Below are 19,937 nucleotides of genomic sequence, written 5' to 3'. Positions count from 1 at the left end.
GGAGGGAAGGATGACAGGTGTATTATATTAAAGACGCCAAAATTCGCAGAATGATGGAGTACGATGGTGCGCCTTGTGCAGAAGTGGGTGTTTTGCCGGGTGCTGTTAGTGATCCTGCGCTTTTGGTGTATATCGTTGAGGATCGGCGTGAAGAAGGATATGAGATTGTCCGTATTCTGACTAATGATGCTGATACCTCTACCGATTGGTTTGATAACAATATGCATGACGCTTTTCAAGATGTGACCTCGAGTGCATTTACAGGCAGCAACTTTATGTCGCCAGAAGATGAGCATTCCAAATTTCAACGAGAATTACTCACTTTTGGGGATTTAAAAAAGCAGCTGGAGAAGCGTTTTCGAAAGCTGGAGTAAATAGCGAAGGTTTGTAAAATGCACACTGGAATGGCTGAAAAGGACGGCAGAAATGCCGTTTTTTTCATTTCCTGTGGTTACGCTGATGTGTGAAAAAGCTGCACCGGAAACACTTTTATTATTTTTCTAAGTTGTTTTGACTTGAAAAATCCGCTGAATAAGGTATAATAAATATCGTTGCGTCAATACATAGTATTTATTTCTTATATGTCCCGGTAGCTCAGCTGGATAGAGCATGCGCCTTCTAAGCGCACGGTCAGGGGTTCGAATCCCTTCCGGGACGTCAATTAACAGCCTTCCTTCGGGAAGGCTGTTTTTGCGTGCGCGAGTTTTAGTTCGAGGTCACACACGGGGTGCTTTGTCTTCCTTCTTGATCTAAACGTCGAAATTCGATTCACCGTTGAACATCAAACTTCCAGCATCTAGCCCACATTTGTACATACGCAGCAACTATCGGACCCAGATGACCTTAAATGCTGAAAAGTGCCACATTTGCGATGTTATCGGACTCCATCGTCGCTATTGGTGCCAAACGTGCCCCAAATAAGCCACTTTCTCAGCAATGGCTGCAGTGGAGTCCGAAACGTTGCTCAAAAGGCGATAAAAGAGTAAATAACGTCATCTGAGTCCGCAAGCCTCCTCAGTCTAAGTAATGCTGGTTACTTGGTGTTGTGCATCTATTGGTGTTGACTGCATGGCGTGTTTGGCGTTGGGGACTTACGGTTTGAGCATTTATTGGTGTGAACGCTTGGGCGTGTTTAGTTACTTATCATCTGTTTAGTTACTTATATTGTACATACGCAGCAGCTATCGGACACAGAGGACCTTAAATGCTGAAAAGTGCGGGATTTGCGATGTCATCGGACTCCATCGTCGCTATTGGTGCCAAACGTGCCCCAAATGAGCTACTTTCTCAGGAATAGCTGCGCTGGAGTCCGAAACGTTGCTCAAAAGGCGATAAATGAGTAAATAGCGTCATCTGAGTCCGCAAGCCTCCTCAGCCTCAAACAGTGCTGGTTACTTGGCGGTGTTATGTACTAATCGCCGAAGAATGTAAATTACCCATTATGCGCACGCTAACCTCAAGTCATAAAAAAAGACCGCTCCTAAAGAAGCGGCCAAATTTCCTCCCAGACGGTATCCAGGATTCCCTGCATGTTATCTTCCATGCTGTTAATTGCAATGACTGCTTGAGCGTCCGGCACCACAAGACAGAATTGTCCATGAGCGCCATCGGCACGGTAAGCGTCGTGGGAGCAGAGCCAGAATTGGCAGCCGTATCCTTCTCCCCAGTCGCCGTTTCCATCATTGTCGATCTGTTTTTGTGTAACAAAATCGATCCATGCTGCGGGAATTAGTTGCTGGCCCTGCCACTTTCCTTGCTGTAAAAGCAGCTGTCCAAACCGGCTTAACTCTTCCGTGTTAATCTGAAGTCCGGCACAGCCAAGGGTTACCCCTTGAGGTGTTGTTTCCCAATCGACATTGTTTATGCCCAGAGGTGCAAACAAACGAGGTACCAGATAATCCTTTACGGTTTGCCCGACGCGGGCTTGCACCATTGCAGAGATCATAATGGTATCTCCGCTGCTGTATGTAAATTTCTCTCCGGGAGCTCTGTCTAAAGTCAGAGCCAAATAATGCTGCACCCAATTTTTATCCTTCAAGGCTAATCTCTCTTCAGCCCAAAATGGAGGGGAGTCGTGCCCTGTACTCATTCGCAGCAAATCGAACAAAGTTATATCTCCGGGCTGCATGGATGGAGGTGTTGGTTTAAGAGGAGAGGCATACTCCGGAAAAACATCTTTAAGCGTTGTTTCCAGTGTCAGCTTCCCTTCATCAATGGCAAAACCTACTGCCATACAAGTAAAAGACTTGCTGACGGAATGCTGCAAGCGCCGAATATCCTCCGTGAGATCCAGTTTTCCCACAAGGTTTCCGTTTTGAAGCACACGAACATTGAAGATATTCAGGTTTCGTTCACGAGCCTTAGCTGCGAATGGAGCCATGTTCAACATAAAAAGAGTCCTTCTTTCTCTTGATATTCCTAGCTAGGATAGCGAAGTGACAAAAAGAAAAACTAGAAAAATAAGTGGAAACGTTTTCTGTTATTGCGATGAAAATCACTAAATTGATGGTATTCCATTCTTATTTTAAAGTCAATAAAGCAAGTGGAACTATTATTTGATATATAAATTACAATTATTTCTAATTCATTGATTTAGTAACTATAGACTTATTGTAATTTTAACCAAATAAAAAGTGATGAATCACAATTTTTTTTTGCGTTTTTAGTTGACTTATAAAAATTACCTGTTCATAATGGACGAAGTAAGCGGAAAAAACGCGCTAAGGACTCAAAATGATGTCGTGGGAAACGTTTCCCATCATTTCATGCGTTTCCACAACCTGATTTTCATCGGGTGAAGGGGGGACTCATCATAGGAGTGGAGCAAGGTAAATATGAATATCAAAGATATTGCAAGGCTATCAGGCGTGGGTATCGCCACAGTCTCCAGAGTAATCAATAATAGCGGTGTTGTAAGCGATACAACTAGAGCTAAAGTGATGGCGGTTGTTAGAGAACATAACTATATTCCAAACGGTAATGCGAGCAACTTGAAAAAAACGCGATCCAATACCATAGCGCTAATGGTAAAAGGGATCTCAAACCCGTTTTTTGCCGACATGATCAAAGAAGTTGAACGCCAGGTGAACCTGCGGGGATGTCCGCTAATGATCCAGCATGTAGAAGATGGAGTAGACGAGATCGATATCGCTCTACAGCTTGTAAAAGAAAAAAATCTATATGGCGTAATTTTTATGGGCGGAACGTATGATCACTCCGAAGATAAATTCAAACAATTAAAAATTCCATTTGTTCTGACTACCATCACGACTACAAAAGAAGTCGATCCTGCTGTTTTTTCAAGCGTGATCATTGATGATCTTCAGGAATCTTATAAGGCTGTCAGCTATTTAATCTCATTAGGACATCGCAATATCTGTTTTTTAGCCAGATTTCCTCTGGTGCAAAATACAACAGGTAACCGGCGGCTTATGGGATATATCAAGGCGCTTGAGGAGCATGGAATTGAGTACGACCCTTCAATGGTAGAGGATTGTGAATATAGTCCAAGCTCTGGCTTTACAGCTACCAAACGTCTGCTCAATAAGAAAAAAGATATCACTGCTGTTTTTGCTGCATCAGATACGATTGCCATTGGGGCGGCTAAGGCGTTATTGTCCTTGGGCTTATCAATTCCAAATGATGTTTCGATTATCGGATTCGACGGGATTGAAATGGCAGAATATTATCATCCATCTCTGGATACGATCAGCCAACCCGGAGTGGATATGGCGAAGGCCAGTGTTGAAATTTTGTTTGACCTGATCACAGGTGATTCGCAAAACAAACATATGGTATTCGAATCTGTACTGGTTAAGCGGGGATCTTGCAAGAAAATAAACAAATGAATAAGAACGAAAAGGAGATAACTCATGGCATTATTAACAGTTGAGACAGGTTCTCCTACCTTGAGAATGACAACGACCATCAGTATTATCTCCCCCGTCGATTCAGGCAACATGTCTGGAGGAACGCTCTACCTGCTGCATGGTGCTGGTGATAACGCCAGTACATGGCACAGGATGACTACTATTGAGCAGTATGCAAGTCAACATGGTTGTACAGTCATAATGCCCCAAGTAAACAGGAGCTATTATACAGACATGGAGTACGGACTGGATTACTTCCACTATGTGACCCATGAGCTTCCCGAGCTTTGTGGCCGAATGATGAGGTTGGATGATAATCCGCAGAAGACGTATATCGCTGGTTTATCGATGGGCGGGTATGGTGCTCTGAAATGTGGACTTACCTATCCCGAGCGTTACAGCAAAGTGGTTTCGTTATCAGGAGTTACCGATCTCCAGAAACGATTAAACGATCCGCAAATGTCCAAGGACATGGCGAGGGAGATGGCGGGTACTTTTGGAAAACGCTTACAAATTAAGCCGGATCAGGATCTGTACGCTTTAGCTGCGCAATTGGTCGACGATAAACGTAACCTGCCTTCGATTCTGACTTGCTGTGGTTCGGAAGATCCGTTTGTGGAGATGAATCGGGAATTCGCAGCTTACCTAGAGACGACCCCTTATAAATTTCAGTATGTTGAGACCCCTGGAACTCATGAATGGCGATTCTGGGAGGAGCATCTGAAGACAACCTTTGATTTCTTGTACAACTAAAAGACATAAGCAGAGTGAGGAGATGCAAATTGAAATCCGAAGTTGCAATACCGGCTAAAAAAATGAACGACAGCAGATTCCAACTGTTCCTAAGAGAAGTCTGGAAGAACAGAATGGTCTATACTCTGGTGCTTCCTGGACTAGTGTGGCTTTTCCTATTCGCTTATCTGCCGATGGGTGGTCTATCTCTGGCTTTTAAAGATTTTAAAGCGAACTTAGGAATTTGGGGCAGCCCATGGAGCGGATTCGAGAATTTCACCTATGTGTTCCGTGACCCGGCTTTTATTGACGCCGTATGGAGAACGTTAACCATTAACATCGGTAAGCTGATTATTCAGTTCCCTTTTCCAATCATATTGGCATTGCTGCTGAATGAACTGCGCATGAATCGTTACAAAAAAGCTTTACAGACGGTGTTTACATTTCCGAACTTCCTGTCATGGATCGTAGTATCCGGGGTTGTTATCAATGTGCTTTCCTATGATGGTCTGGTTAACAGCCTCATTCAAATGTTTGGCGGGACAGGCATTAACTTCCTGGGTTCTGAAAAAATGTTCGTTCCGATGTTGTATCTTACGGATATCTGGAAATCAGCAGGTTGGGGAGCCATTATCTTTATGGCCGCTATCTCTGGTATTGATACAGACCAATATGAATCCGCACAGATTGATGGCGCTACACGCTTGCAGCAAATGTTCCGCATTACTCTGCCTAACATTCTTCCGACGATTACGATTATGTTTATCCTTTCTGTCGGTGGCCTGATGTCATCTGGATTTGACCAAATCTTTAACTTGAGCAACGCTGCAACGAAAAACGTCTCGGAAGTACTAGATGTGTATATCTACCGAATCACGTTCCAGTCTTCAACAGACTTTTCATTCTCCACTGCAGTCAGTTTGTTCCGTTCACTTGTTAATATGATTCTGCTGATTCTGGCAGACAGAGCTGCCAAACTTATGGGCGGAGACGGTTTATTCCGGTAAGAAAGGAGTGCAAATGTATGAGTAAAAAAAAGCTGACAATTATGCAAGACCATAAAAAAATGACCGCTATGGATTATGTGATTTTCGTAATTCTGAGTGTAGGCGCTTTGGCCATTCTTATTCCATTCTGGAATGTCATTATGATTTCTTTTTCTACGCAAAAAGAATACGCTGATAACCCTATGATGTTATTTCCGAAGAACCCAACACTGGAATCCTATCGGGCACTCTTTGCTGATGGGCGGATCGGGACAGGGTATTGGAATACCTTTAAGATCTTAATCTTAGGACTCCCGCTTAGCTTGTTCTTAACGACAAGTATGGCTTACGGCCTTAGCCGCAATAAATTCCCGGGTAAAAAGCTCATTTTTATGCTCGTCCTGTTCACAATGATTTTTAATGGCGGGATTGTACCTTTGTACCTGGTGATGAAGGATCTGCATCTGACAGGCAACCTTTGGTCAGTTATTCTGGCTGGAAGCTTCAGTGCGTTTAACCTGATTCTGATGTCGAACTATTTTAGCAGTCTGCCTGAGTCCCTGATGGAATCTGCGCGACTTGATGGTGCTGGGGAATGGAGAATCCTGTTCTCTGTAGTCCTGCCATTATCTGCTCCAATCGTAGCTACCATCACATTGTTCTACGGAGTAGCCTTCTGGAATGGATGGTATGACGCCATGATCTTCCTGCGGAAAGCGGATCAGATGCCACTGCAGAACGTGTTGCGATCTATCATTATGGAAGCCCAAGTGAATGCATCGAATGCCACAAGTGTTGACGCAGTGGGTAAACAATCATTCTCCATGGGTATGAAAATGGCGGCAGTATTCGTTACCATGGTTCCTATTATGTGTTTCTTCCCAATGCTCCAAAAGCACTTTGCCAAAGGGGTACTTACAGGGGCTATCAAGACCTAGTGGTTTATGATTTATCCATATAAAAGAGGGTCAGTCACACAATTTAAGGAGGACAAAATGAATATTTTAAAAAGAAAATCTGTAAAGTCAATCCTTGCCGGTGTTTTATGTCTTACTCCAATCATGTTGGCAGCATGCTCAAGCTCAGACAACAATGCTAATAGCGGAAATTCAGGCAATCCAACAGATGGATATAAAGATGAGTTGAAGATTTCGTTAGCCAGTACCATTAAGACAACAGAATCTGATTTTGATAACGTGTATCATAAATATTTTACGGATAAGTTCAATATTAAATGGGATTACAACTATATTGAATGGGATTCATGGGCTGAGAAGCTTCGCCTATGGATTAACTCTGGTGATCTTCCTGACGTAGCAAGCTGGAACTATGTTCACGGTGATGCGCTTAATTACATTGATCAAGGGCTGCTGTACAAGCTGCCAGATGACTGGAAAGAACGCTGGCCGAATGTGGCAGCCGCTTATAAGCTGACAGGACTTGGCGATGAATTGGAGAAAGCGGTAGGTGGCACTTATGTTCTGCCAAGACCGGTATACTTTGAGAACAAGCCGGCAGATCCGCTTATTAACCAAATCGGAGTAATTGCTCTGCGTTCTGACTGGGCTAAAGCCGTTGGTTTTGAATTGAAGGATGCCTACACTACTACAGAACTGATGGAATTTGCTAGATTGCTTAAAGAGAAAGACCCTGGCAAGGTAGGAGATAAACTCATTCCTATTTCTTATGACATCAACGATGCTTTGACTAATATTGTAATGGCTAATAGCGTGCATTCCAGAGTAGAGTCAGCATTCTATAAAGATGCAGATGGCAAATACCAATGGGGTCCAGCCAACGATGAAACGTTAGCGGCACTGAAAGAACTTCAAACTACTTATAAAGAAGGATTACTGCACCCTGAGTTTTATACTTGGAAAAATGGTGAATCTGGCCAAAAGTTCACAGTTAACGGTGTTTCCGGTATTACGAGTCTAGGTGGTTTGGCTTCTTACAGAAAAGACATGGACGTTAAAATGAAAGATAACCTAGGTGTAAATAGTGATGACCTAGTACACACAGCTATTGTACTTGGCGATGACGGTAAATATCGTAACCTCGATCAAGTTAACTTCTGGTCTGCTGTAATCTTCTCGCCAGATATTAGCAAAGAGAAATTTGAACGGATTATGGACTTCATGGAATATACAACAAGTAAAGAAGGTCAATTGACCGTTAACTTGGGCTTTGAAGGAACAGACTGGAAAAAAGGCGAAAATGGCGAATTAATCAGCCTACTCCCTGAAGGAACAACATTGGATAAGAAATATCCGAACCGTTTTGAAGGACTGTATGTCTTGGCGGATGACTTTAGTGTCGTGAACCCTGCGATCAAAAAAGAATATCGCGATCGTTCTGTAGAACTGTTCAAGGAAAAAGCTGAGCTTGCGTTAAAAGACAAAGCAACGGCTGAATATGACTGGGACTACCAGTTGTATGATTCCAAGGCTAAAAATCAGGCTTCCTTTGACTATGCTACAGAATACACTAACCTGATTTTGAAACCAGGCGATCTAGAGGCGAACTGGAAAGAATGGGTTAAGAGCAAACAATCCCTCGTTCAGCCGGTTCTAGATGAACTAAACAATCTAAAAAAATAGCTTTCGCCCTATGCATGTAGGAATGAACCTACAGGACCCGCGTGCAATTCTTGCACACGGGTTTTTCCATTCATAGGCATCGGCAGAATTGAACAATGGAGGATTTGAAATGAATGAGCAGCAACTGACTACCTTGTTGAACCAGATGACGCTTGAAGAAAAGATTGCACAATTGCAGCAGCTAGCCGCTAATTTCTATGAAGGGGCAGAGGATGGAGGAAAAATCACTGGCCCTATGGCATCCATGGGAATTACGGACCACATGATCGAGAGCAGCGGCTCTGTACTTGGTCTATCAGGTGCAGCGCAAGTCATTGCGGTTCAGGAAGCCCATTTACGCAAAAATAGATTGGGCATTCCCTTGCTGATGATGGCGGATATTGTGCATGGCTTCAAGACGATTTTTCCGGTCCCGCTGGCAATTGGCTGCTCTTGGGATATGGATCGCGCAGAGCTGAGCGCCGAGATTGCGGCTAAAGAAGCGGCAGTCTCCGGTGTGCACGTTACTTATGCGCCAATGGCGGATCTTGTACGGGACCCACGTTGGGGAAGAGTAATGGAATCTACAGGAGAAGATCCATATTTGAATGGTAGGTTTGCCCGTGCGTTTGTGCGCGGATTTCAAGGAAGCGACTTGACTGGTGATGTAGATCGTCTGGCGGCTTGTATTAAGCACTTTGCTGCCTATGGTCTATCCGAAGGCGGTCGTGATTATAATACGGTGGATTTATCGGAACGGCAGCTGCGTGAATATTATCTGCCGGCCTATCGTGCAGCACTGGATGAAGGTGCAGAAATGGTCATGACTTCATTTAATACGATTGATGGGATTCCGATAAGCGGCAACGTCAAGCTGCTTCGCCAGCTGCTTCGTGAGGAATGGGGATTTGATGGCGTATTGATTTCGGATTGGGGTGCAGTGAAGGAACTGATCCCACATGGTGTCGCCGAGGATGAGGCTGAGGCAGCACTTAAAGCCATCAAAGCGGGTGTAGACATCGAGATGATGACGGCTTGTTACGTTCATCAGCTTCCGGCGCTTGTTGCAGATGGACAAGTAGATGAAAAGATTATTGATGAAGCTGTGCTTCGTATTTTGAAATTGAAGCAAAGATTGGGCTTGTTCGAGCATCCGTTCCGCGGAGCTGACGTCGAGAAAGAGCGTGAGGTAATCTTCTGTGAAGATCATCGAAATGCGGCGCGTGAGTTGGCGGCTAAATCCTGCGTACTGCTCAAGAATGATCAGGTTCTGCCGCTTGCTGCAGAGCAACGGATTGCGCTAATTGGACCGTTTGCTACTAGCGGTGATATTCTTGGACCGTGGTCGTGGTTGGGTTCAACGGAAGAGGCAAGCCGTCTTGCACCAGCACTTCAAGCTCGCGCAGGTGCGGGTAAGATTACTGTTGCAGAAGGTTCTGGAGTCGATAGCTTTACAGAGGAACAGTGGCTGGAGGCGGAAGCGGCTGCTAAGCAAGCTGATGTGATTGTACTGGCGCTTGGTGAACATTCAGAGATGAGTGGAGAAGCGGGCAGCCGTTCAGATATCCGTTTGCCGGAAGCGCAGCTTGAGCTTTTACAACGTCTGAAACAGCTGAATAAGCCTATCGTGGTGGTGTTGTTTAATGGACGTCCACTAGACTTGGCCGGTGTGTACGAGCATGCAGATGCTATTCTGGAAGCTTGGTTCCCGGGCAGTGAAGGCGGAGCGGCAATTGCCAGTCTACTTTATGGAGATGAGAATCCTTCAGGAAGATTAACGATGTCTTTCCCGGTATCCGTTGGGCAGATTCCAGTCTATTACAATCATTTCAACACTGGACGCCCACTTCATGCTCCGGGTGCCGACAAACGTTATGTCTCGCAATATCTGGACATTCCTAATGAACCGCTTTTGCCATTTGGTTTTGGACTGAGCTATACGACATTTAGCTATAGTGAACCAATTCTGTCCGGTGATATCATGACTGAAAATCAGCCTATTGAAATAAAAGTTACGGTGACCAATACTGGAGAAGTGGATGGGGAAGAGGTAGTGCAGCTGTATATCCGAGACATTTCCGGAGAGGTCGTCAGACCAATGAAGGAACTGAAGGATTTTGCCAAAATCAACCTCTCACCAGGGGAAAGTCGTGAAGTGACCTTTACACTTACCGAACAGCAGCTTCGTTACTATCATAGCGATCTAAGCTTTAGCAGCGATCCGGGACGATTTAAATTATTCGTCGGTTCGAACAGCAATGAGGTTAAAGAACGGGATTTTTGCTTAACATTAGCATAAGTAGAATATATACGGCAGTAACGCCGTAATGGAGGAAGTGTATAATATGACTACTAATTTGAATACTAACATCCGTTTAAACGCCGGGGATCTATCCTTCACTTTTACAAACAGCGGGGACTTGTTCCAAGTCCTCTACGAACGGACAATGATCAATCAATTGCTGCCAAGCATTGTGGATGGTTCATTATCCAATCTATATTTGCGAGTGCACAATGATGGAAACATTCAAGCCATTCCTTTGCTGGGCATTCATTCTTCAAGCACTGTACGTAAGGCTGGAAACCGTTTGGTTTGGGAAGGTACTGCGGAAAATATTGAATATCAAGTTATTTTCACCCCTACTGCAGGAGGAGCTTGGTTCTGGGATGTGAAGCTTACTGGACAAAATGCAGAGGTAGATCTTGTGTACGGACAGGATGTAGGGATTGCTGATATCGCCGCTGTCCGCAGTAATGAAGCTTACCTGTCACAGTATATCGATCATGCGGTATTTGAGGATCAATCCAACGGGTACGTTGTTTGCTCTAGACAGAATCAGCCGCAGGGCGGGAAATTCCCATATCTGCAACAGGGTTCACTTACCAAGGCAACAAGCTTCTCAACAGACGGTTTTCAATTCTTTGGACTGTCCTATAAAGAAACCAACCAACCAGAGAGCTTGGGTCGTGAGCAATTAAGTAATGAGATCTATCAATATGAATTTGCATATACTGCGCTGCAATCGGAACGGGTGAAGCTGAGCGGGGAAACACGGTTTGTGTTCTACGGATTGTTTAAGCAAGATCATCCAGAAGCGATCACTGCGCTAGAATTTGCTAATGATATTGCTGCGGCTTGGGATGCTGTTAAAGATTTACCTTTAGAAGCTGAAGCAGCACTTGAACGTTCTTTCTTCTCGAAGGAGCTGGGAGCACCGCTGGCTGCAGATTCGCTGACAGAGAAAGAGATCGGGGTCTTGTTTCCGGTTCGTTATCAGGAGGAGAGAGAAGGAGACACACTACTTTCCTTTTTCACGGAGAATTATGAGCACGTAGTATTAAAAGAGAAAGAAATGCGCGTAGAACGGCCACACGGCCATATCCTGATGAGTGGGGATAACGCTCGACTTAATGATAAGGTCATCACAACAACTTCTTATATGTACGGGATCTTTAACTCCCAAGTGGTAATTGGAAATACCAATTTCAACAAGCTAATGTCCAATCCAAGAAATGCGCTTAACATTCCAAAAGCTTCAGGACAACGCATTTATGTAGAGTGGAACGGTGAATATCGTTTGCTGACCATGCCTTCTCTATTTGAGGTTGGTTTCAACTATGCTCGTTGGTATTACAGAACAGATGGTGAATGCTTCATTATTACGAACTACACCACCGAAGATTCGCCGGAGATATTCCTGAATGTGCGTTCGGAAAGCGGACGAGCTTATCGTTATTTAGTCACTAATCAAATCACCATGAACGTTAATGAATACGAGCTTCCATATCAATCTAAGCAAGAAAGTGGAGCAGTAATCTTCTCGGCTGACAGAAGCGCACTAAGTGCTGGTGAATATCCTGACTTACAGTATAAATTACAGGTACAGGGTGCGGAGTTAACTCTGCAGGATGAAGGTAGACTTGTCTCTCCGGTTCAACCAACTGAAGCGCCGTTAGCAGTTCTGGAGCTGTCTGCCAGCAGTGAATGGACCTTGAATATTCAAGGCCTTCTGGATGGTAAGTCACTTGCTCCAAGAAATCGTTCAGCTGAGGAAGAGATTTCTGCTTATCGCGCGTTTTATGCTGGTGTGATGAATGGCTTCCGCCTGACGCTTGGGGACGGAACAGAAGGTGAACTGTTTAAGGTTAACGCTCTGACTTGGTGGTACACACATAACATGCTGGTTCACTATTCGGTTCCACATGGTTTAGAGCAATATGGTGGCGCTGCTTGGGGAACCCGGGATGTATGTCAGGGACCTGTGGAATATTTCATGGCTACGCAAAAATACGAACAGGTTCGGGAAATTTTGCTGACGCTGTATAGTCATCAATATGAAGATGATGGCAACTGGCCACAGTGGTTCATGTTTGATAAATACACGAAGATACAACAAGAAGAAAGTCATGGAGATATTATTGTATGGCCGCTTAAGGTGCTTGGAGACTACTTGGCAGTAACTCAGGATTACAGCATCTTGGGAGCAACATTACCGTATACCCGTAAGCACAGCTTTGACTTTACAGAAGAAAAGGCGACGTTGCTGGATCACGCACGGAAGGAAATTGCTTATATTAAGGATCATTTCCTGCATGACACACATCTGTCTTCTTACGGTGATGGAGACTGGGATGATACGCTCCAACCTGCAAATCCACAGCTGAAGCAGTATATGGTCAGCAGCTGGACAGTGGCACTTACCTATCAGACACTTAATCAGTTCTCAGAGGTGCTTCGTTCAGTTGATCAAGCTGAGGCAGAGGAACTGAAGGCGATGGTGGAAGGGATCCGTAAGGATTTCCATACTCATATGCTTCAATCCGAAGTGATTCCTGGCTTCCTGTATATGGAAGACCCTGAGCAAATTAAACTTATGGTGCACCCAAGTGACACAGAAACAGGTATTCAGTACCGTCTGCTGCCTATGACGCGCAGTATGATCAGTGAGCTGCTTACTCCGGAACAGGCCGAAGCACACTATGATGTCATTCAGGATAAACTATTCTGCCCTGATGGTGTGCGTCTGATGAATCGTCCAGCTCAATATGTTGGCGGGGTCAGCACTCATTTCAAACGTGCGGAGCAAGCGGCTAACTTTGGCCGGGAAATTGGACTTCAGTATGTGCATGCACATATCCGTTATGTAGAGGCTATGGCCAAGCTCGGTAAAACCGATCAGGTCTGGAAGGGTCTGGCAGCGATTAATCCGATCGGAATCCGCGATGTGGTGCCAAACGCTGAACTACGTCAAGCTAACTCCTATTTCAGTAGTTCGGATGGTAAATTTAACACCCGTTATGAGGCACAGGAGAATTTCGATAAACTGCGCAATGGTGACGTAGCTGTTAAAGGTGGCTGGAGAATCTATTCCAGCGGTCCTGGGATCTATATGAACCAGTTAATCTCGAATGCACTGGGGATCCGTACGGAAGGTGGAGACTTAATTGTTGACCCTATTCTGCCGGAATCGCTGGATGGAATGCACTTTAGTTTTGAATATGCAGGCACTAAGGTAGACTTTATCTATCACCTTACAGGTCGTGAGATTAGTCAAATTACTATCAATGGTACGGAAGTGCAAACAGAAGGTACACCTAACCGCTATCGTAGTGGTGGTGTTCGCATCAAACGTGCGGACTTTGATCGTCTCAGCACGGAAGCTGGAAATGTGATAGAGATTTATAAGTAACATTATATATAGAAGGGTAATCTCCGCGTTAAGCGCGGAAATTGCCCTTTTTTTGTATCTTCTACATTCGGTTCGGTGTCGGTAACCCAAGCACTTCGAGCACATCTCCCAAGATGTCCTTGAATCTTGAAGTAAGCCAGAGGCGGAATTCGATCGTAGCTGGATCGCCTTTTAGAATCGGACATACAGAATAGAAGTTGTTGAACAGGGTAGCTAAGGTATGTGCGTAAGTGCAGAGCGTATTTGGCGTCAACTCTATACTTGCTGAATGTAATGTCTCCGGCCAGAGGCTTAGCTGTCTTAGCAGCGCAAGCTCTGCTTTTTCCAATTCGGAAGGGAACTGAAGCTGTGCGGCAGCTGTAAGGATTGGGATCGTAGCTTTACTCAAAACGCTTGTCGCACGCGCAAAAGTATACATCAGATAAACTCCGGTATTGCCGGATATTTCGGTAGCCTGTTTGAAATCAAACACGATTTCCGTTCCTAAATTAAACCGCAGCAGATAGTAGCGAATCGCAGCAGTGGCAATCAATCGGCTGGAGAGGCCGTCTTTATCGGAACGTGAGTGCTCAATGTTCTGTTCCATAAGCTCCACCAGATCGCTTACCTTAATCCCGATTCCCTGGCGTCCGGACATAGCATAAGAAGTTTTGCCTTCTGAAATATCTATACCCAGCTCGGCCGCCGAGGCGGGACTAAGAGATACAACACCATAACTCACATGATGGAGTTTGTCTGCTTGCTCGTTATAACCTAGTGCCCCTAAGGCTTGCTTAACCATCTGTTGTGGATATTCCTGTCTGTAATCGATCACATTGATGACTCTGTCCGCCTGCCCATAAGATTCTTGGGTTCCAGTTAATCCAGTTGTCCATAAACCGGAGGAGAATTCGCTATAGGAGAAATCTTTGGTCAAAAGACCAAATTTCCAGAGATGATAGGCAATATCTTTGGCTGTATACGTTAAAATCCCATTCGAACGCACCAGCACCTTATCGAGCTGATGCTCCTCTGAATCCGCTCCAATGTTAGCCTCTGTTCCTTGCTTCAGCACCCAGCAGCCTGCGAGTTTACCTTCAGTCTCTTGTACAAAAACGGCTGTCTGCTTCAGTAGCTCAGCTGCGGCTGCCCAAAATCCCTCTTTTAAAATACTGCTCTCCCATACCAGCAAATCATAATAAATTCCAAAATGTTTCATTTCCTCTACATGCTCTCTAACGATGCGTTCAGCTACAAGGTTGCCCAGCCAGGCTTCGTTACCGCCCCCTTGTTCAAGGGAGTGCAGTATATCTGTGCGCTTATGTGTCATCTCAGGGTTCAGCGCATATTCTTTGTTCACTTTGGCATAAAGATCCCAGCAAAAATCACCGAAACGTTGGTGTTCCCCTTCTAAAGATATATTTAATAATCCAACAACTGTATCCGCCAGCTGATTGCCGAGATCATCAATGTAGTTATGGACCTCTACGTTATACCCAGTTCTTTTCATAATTCTGACTAGAGTATCGCCGATACAGGCGTTTCTTAGATGACCTACGTGGGCGGCTTTGTTGGGGTTGATAGAAGTGTGCTCGATGATGACTTTTTCCCCAGTGCTGGCAGGCAGTTCAAAGGAATGTTCAGCCCAGCTTTGCCAATTCATATACAAATTGATAAATCCGGGAGCAGCGACTTCAACTTTTTGTAAAAGACCGGCGAAGCGCCCTTGGAATTGAAGCTCTGCTTTCACTAATTCTGCTATGACCATTGGGGATTTACGTAGAGTTTTGGCTAGCTGCATAGCGATATTGCATGAATAATCACCATGTTCTAGATTTGCTGGCTGTTCGATCAGAATGGCAATGTCCTCTGGATAGTCAGCTCCTAAGGTATTGAATACACGTTGTACACTGTGCTCGATTCCGTCTTTGATGATTTGATTTAACATGGTATACCCTCCTTTGAAAATACAAAAAAGCCCTCGTCTCAAAAGAGACGAGGGCTTTAGCGCTCGCGGTACCACTCTCGTTGCTGAACAAGTTGTTCAGCCACCTTACGGGATAACGGCCTTCAGCCGGGACTTCCTACTAAGGTTCAGAAGTCCATCTCACGGGTGCGCTTCATTAAAGGGATCTGTACCGGCTTACACTCTCCCGGCTCGCTGAGGACTAGATCTCGTTAACTACTCTCCCGCTCATCGATGCTTAATTAATTTTTACCAGTATACCTAATATTTCATAAAAAGCAATAGTGGTTAGCTTCTTAACAATCTTGGTTGCTCTTTGTTGTTAGATTATCAGTTTAGTAGATTATAAATTTGAAAAAAGAAGGCTGTCTTGTTATAGGACTAGCTGTTCCTTTACACAACAGTCCACACGCTAACTCAAGCCAAGGAATATTACTATACGGAGCCACTAATCTTTCAAATTGTAGTGGAAGGGAGGAGTGAATAAAACATGGCTATTTTTTCTACTGGACCTATAGATAACAGCCCGATCCTAGGGGTCAGACCGTCGCAACTGGTAACCGTAAAAGTAGTTAATCGGGATTCTCTTAATCCTTATAATCTAGTTATTCAAGGTTTCCTTCTTAACGGATCAAGAACGATGTATGTGAATGAAACAGTAAATCTAGCACCTAATCAAGTTTTAACTAAGAACTATTTTGCCGATTTGGACGCATTTGAATTTGTGTTTACAACAGTAGAAGCAGTTGAAGCAGAGGTTGGGATTTCAGTCTGGGGAAAACAGAACTCGGGGGCATTGGTAGATCCTCATCGCATAGTTGCGTGGGAGAAGCAGGCAGTATTAATTTAATAATTATTTTTGTGACACAGTTAACGTTAAAGGAGTGATGAGAAATTGAGTTATTTATCTACCGGACCGATAGACAATAGTATGGTAGGGGGTGTAAGACCTACTCAGCATGTTACTGTCAAAATTGATAACCGAAGTGACATTGATTCATCAATGGCTCTTGTTCAAGGATACTATATGGATGGGACAAGAACTTTATATGTCAGCGAGCTGATAAATGTAGCACCTAATGAAGTTATAACACGTGATTATTATGGCGATTTTGATGCGTTTGAATTTATTTTTACAACTACAAGTCTGGTAGATGATCCGATTCAAATCTCAGTATGGGGAAAAAATAGCGTTGGCCAGATTGTGACTGCCCATCGACTTGTACATGCAGAATTGCTTGGTGTAACGCAAGGGATAACTGGTGCGACCGGTGCGACTGGTGCAACGGGAGCGACCGGAGCCGATGGAGCAACGGGTGCTACCGGAGCAGGAGAGACTGGAGCGACAGGTGCAACAGGGGCAGATGGAGTGACTGGGGCGACTGGTGCAACGGGAGCAGACGGAGCAACTGGAGCGACCGGAGCAGGAGAGACTGGGGCAACAGGTGCAGATGGAGTAACTGGTGCAACCGGGGCGACGGGAGCGGATGGAGCAACGGGTGCAACAGGAGCGACCGGAGCAGGAGAGACTGGGGCAACAGGAGCCGATGGAGCTACAGGTGCAACAGGAGCCGATGGAGCAACGGGTGCAACAGGAGCGACCGGAGCAGGAGAGACTGGAGCTACAGGAGCAGACGGAGTAACTGGGGCGACTGGTGCAACGGGAGCTGACGGAGCAACGGGTGCAACAGGAGCGACCGGAGCAGGAGAGACTGGGGCAACAGGAGCCGATGGAGCAACTGGCGCGACTGGTGCAACGGGAGCGGATGGAGCAACAGGAGCAACGGGAGCGACCGGAGCAGGAGAGACTGGGGCGACAGGTGCAGATGGAGTAACTGGTGCAACCGGGGCGACGGGAGCGGATGGAGCAACTGGAGCGACTGGAGCAGGAGAGACTGGGGCAACAGGTGCCGATGGAGCTACAGGTGCAACTGGTGCAACAGGAGCAGATGGAGCTACAGGTGCAACGGGAGCAACTGGAGCGGATGGAGCAACGGGTGCTACCGGAGCAGATGGAGTGACTGGTGCGACTGGTGCAACGGGAGCTGACGGAGCAACGGGTGCTACCGGAGCGACCGGAGCAGGAGAGACAGGGGCGACCGGAGCAGATGGAGTGACTGGTGCGACTGGTGCAACGGGGGCCGATGGAGCAACGGGTGCCACAGGAGCGACAGGAGCCGATGGAGAGACTGGTGCGACTGGTGCGACAGGAGCAGACGGAGTAACTGGGGCGACTGGTGCAACCGGAGCGGATGGAGCAACTGGAGCAACTGGAGCGACCGGAGCAACCGGAGCGACAGGAGTAGCTGGAGCAACCGGAGCAACCGGAGCAACCGGAGCAACGGGAGTAGCTGGAGCAACCGGAGCAACGGGAGAAGCTGGAGCAACCGGAGCAACGGGTGAAGCTGGAGCGACTGGAGCAACGGGAGTAGCTGGGGCAACCGGAGCAACGGGTGAAGCTGGAGCGACTGGAGCAACGGGAGTAGCTGGGGCAACCGGAGCAACGGGTGAAGCTGGAGCGACTGGAGCAACGGGAGTAGCTGGAGCAACGGGAGTAGCTGGAGCAACCGGAGCAACGGGTGAAGCTGGAGCAACCGGAGCAACGGGTGAAGCTGGAGCGACTGGAGCAACGGGAGTAGCTGGGGCAACCGGAGCAACGGGAGTAGCTGGGGCAACCGGAGCAACGGGAGTAGCTGGGGCAACCGGAGCAACGGGTGAAGCTGGAGCGACTGGAGCAACGGGAGTAGCTGGGGCAACCGGAGCAACGGGAGCAACAGGAGTAGCTGGTGTAACCGGAGCAACGGGTGAAGCTGGAGTGACCGGAGCGACTGGAGTAGCAGGAGCAACGGGGGCAACAGGAGTAGCTGGTGTAACCGGAGCAACGGGTGAAACAGGAGTGACCGGAGCAACAGGAGTAGCTGGAGCAACGGGAGCAACGGGAGTGACCGGAGTGACTGGAGTAGCTGGTGTAACCGGAGCAACGGGTGAAGCTGGAGTGACCGGAGCGACTGGAGTAGCAGGAGCAACGGGGGCAACAGGAGTAGCTGGAGTAACGGGAACAACGGGAGTAACAGGAGCGACTGGAATAGCTGGTGTAACCGGAGCAACAGGAGTAGCTGGTGTAACTGGAGCAACAGGAGTTGGAGTGGTAGGAGCTACCGGAGCAACTGGGCTCACTGGTGCAACAGGTGCAACCGGAGTAACTGGAGCTACAGGTCCGAACATTCAACAAGAAGGGTTTTCTGCTTTCAAGCCCTCATTGGCAATTTCCACATCTACACAATTAACTGGCTGGACTGTGACAACACCTTTTTATGATAGCCCGTCTTTCGACGAAGTTGGCGGAAATTATACCATTCCGACAACTGGTAGATATTCGATTGAAGCGACTATCAATTATTCTACAACTGCCTCACTTTCTATCAGTCTTGGTGCTGGAGTTAATCCGGCTTTCGTAGTTCAGAGAACTTCTCCTACTGCAACAAATCTGGTAAGTGGGTTGTTCCCAGTACTTGATGTGAATGTAGCGCTTATATTAGATTTGAGAGCAATTTTGGGAAGTGGTACTGTGACGCTGGCTGGAGAATTTGCATTAACCGCAGGTGATGTGATTGGCTTGTTCTATGTGGCAAATGGTTTGACGGTTCCTTTGAATTTGGGTGGAGCGAACTCAGCAGGTATCGTCTGGTCTGTTCATGAATTAACTTAAGCTTATTTATCTTCAAGTTCAGTGTTTATAACAGGGGTAATTCGGTAGCCGTTAGTGCGGCTCTCGGGTTACCCTCTGTTTTGTTGGCATATGTTATAAGTCGACTGGAACGTTGCTTATTAGATTCTTATTCTATTAAACCATTACAGATTTTTAGCTTATTTTAATAAATCAAATATGTGTAATAGTAGTTTTTAAATGGATGTCCACACCTTAATTCAAAATAAGAATAATACTATAAAGAGCCAAAAAATATGAACTGATTTGTAGGCTCATAGATTATCAACTTAGAGCAGGGGGAGGAATGATTATAGATAAAACCCTAGTTTATACGTAACTCTTGAGGATAGTTTTGTTCAGGTGAGTTGATTTTCGAAATTCAAATAATACGAGTATTATAATTTCATAAAAAATGAGGTGTTGAAAA

Annotated in this window: 13 protein-coding genes, 1 tRNA gene and 1 other annotated feature; of the genes, 12 read left to right on the top strand and 2 right to left on the bottom strand. The window is 45.9% G+C overall.

Annotated elements, in window-relative coordinates; genetic code table 11:
* The first annotated feature begins 17 nt into the window (after window positions 1–17).
* The 3 genes from MHB56_RS08810 (at window position 18) to MHB56_RS08800 (ending at window position 1,000) form a co-directional block, all read left to right on the top strand.
* The gene (locus MHB56_RS08810) at window positions 18–374 is read left to right on the top strand and encodes a hypothetical protein (RefSeq protein ID WP_036686975.1); all 357 of its coding nucleotides are present in this window, start codon (window positions 18–20) and stop codon (window positions 372–374) included.
* Window positions 375–583: 209 nt separating this feature from the next.
* Window positions 584–657 (top strand) — tRNA-Arg (locus MHB56_RS08805).
* 190 nt (window positions 658–847) lie between these two features.
* Window positions 848–1,000, top strand: a complete 153-nt coding sequence (locus MHB56_RS08800; protein ID WP_248549553.1) for a hypothetical protein — start codon at window positions 848–850, stop codon at window positions 998–1,000.
* Window positions 1,001–1,480: 480 nt separating this feature from the next.
* Here MHB56_RS08800 and MHB56_RS08795 read toward each other — a convergent pair whose 3' ends face one another.
* Window positions 1,481–2,389 (bottom strand): serine hydrolase domain-containing protein, encoded by a 909-nt coding sequence (locus MHB56_RS08795; RefSeq protein WP_076305678.1) that lies wholly within the window; start codon window positions 2,387–2,389, stop codon window positions 1,481–1,483.
* Between the two features lie 445 nt (window positions 2,390–2,834).
* Between MHB56_RS08795 and MHB56_RS08790 the strand changes: the two genes are divergently transcribed.
* The 7 genes from MHB56_RS08790 to MHB56_RS08760 all read left to right on the top strand — a co-directional run bounded on the left by MHB56_RS08790 (window position 2,835) and on the right by MHB56_RS08760 (window position 13,856).
* A complete protein-coding gene (locus MHB56_RS08790; protein WP_076142395.1) occupies window positions 2,835–3,848 on the top strand; it encodes a LacI family DNA-binding transcriptional regulator in 1,014 nt (337 codons plus the stop codon).
* Window positions 3,849–3,872: 24 nt separating this feature from the next.
* Window positions 3,873–4,622, top strand: coding sequence for an alpha/beta hydrolase (locus MHB56_RS08785; RefSeq protein WP_076187563.1), 750 nt, complete (start codon window positions 3,873–3,875; stop codon window positions 4,620–4,622).
* 62 nt (window positions 4,623–4,684) lie between these two features.
* Window positions 4,685–5,608, top strand: a complete 924-nt coding sequence (locus MHB56_RS08780; protein WP_036687012.1) for an ABC transporter permease — start codon at window positions 4,685–4,687, stop codon at window positions 5,606–5,608.
* 17 nt (window positions 5,609–5,625) lie between these two features.
* On the top strand, window positions 5,626–6,525 hold the full coding sequence (locus MHB56_RS08775) for a carbohydrate ABC transporter permease (protein ID WP_036686985.1): 900 nt from the start codon (window positions 5,626–5,628) through the stop codon (window positions 6,523–6,525).
* Window positions 6,526–6,582: 57 nt separating this feature from the next.
* Window positions 6,583–8,187, top strand: a complete 1,605-nt coding sequence (locus MHB56_RS08770) for an extracellular solute-binding protein (protein WP_076129208.1) — start codon at window positions 6,583–6,585, stop codon at window positions 8,185–8,187.
* A gap of 109 nt (window positions 8,188–8,296) precedes the next feature.
* On the top strand, window positions 8,297–10,465 hold the full coding sequence (bglX, locus tag MHB56_RS08765) for a beta-glucosidase BglX (protein ID WP_341143484.1): 2,169 nt from the start codon (window positions 8,297–8,299) through the stop codon (window positions 10,463–10,465).
* A 46-nt stretch (window positions 10,466–10,511) separates the two neighbouring features.
* Window positions 10,512–13,856, top strand: a complete 3,345-nt coding sequence (locus MHB56_RS08760) for a GH36-type glycosyl hydrolase domain-containing protein (RefSeq protein ID WP_341143483.1) — start codon at window positions 10,512–10,514, stop codon at window positions 13,854–13,856.
* 61 nt (window positions 13,857–13,917) lie between these two features.
* Here MHB56_RS08760 and MHB56_RS08755 read toward each other — a convergent pair whose 3' ends face one another.
* Window positions 13,918–15,783 (bottom strand): arginine--tRNA ligase, encoded by a 1,866-nt coding sequence (locus MHB56_RS08755; RefSeq protein WP_076129211.1) that lies wholly within the window; start codon window positions 15,781–15,783, stop codon window positions 13,918–13,920.
* Between the two features lie 40 nt (window positions 15,784–15,823).
* Window positions 15,824–16,042, bottom strand: a binding site (T-box leader).
* A gap of 249 nt (window positions 16,043–16,291) precedes the next feature.
* Between MHB56_RS08755 and MHB56_RS08750 the strand changes: the two genes are divergently transcribed.
* Together MHB56_RS08750 and MHB56_RS08745 are read left to right on the top strand one after the other, a co-directional pair.
* Window positions 16,292–16,651, top strand: a complete 360-nt coding sequence (locus tag MHB56_RS08750; RefSeq protein ID WP_036687001.1) for a hypothetical protein — start codon at window positions 16,292–16,294, stop codon at window positions 16,649–16,651.
* 45 nt (window positions 16,652–16,696) lie between these two features.
* Complete coding sequence (locus MHB56_RS08745) at window positions 16,697–19,510, top strand: beta strand repeat-containing protein (protein WP_341143482.1); 2,814 nt, start codon at window positions 16,697–16,699, stop codon at window positions 19,508–19,510.
* Window positions 19,511–19,937 lie beyond the last annotated feature (427 nt).

The sequence above is a fragment of the Paenibacillus sp. FSL H8-0315 genome (genome assembly GCF_038005365.1).
Lineage (GTDB): Bacteria > Bacillota > Bacilli > Paenibacillales > Paenibacillaceae > Paenibacillus_AQ > Paenibacillus_AQ odorifer.
Note: the sequence above shows the minus strand (reverse complement) of the source record. Positions and strands in the feature narration are given on the sequence as shown.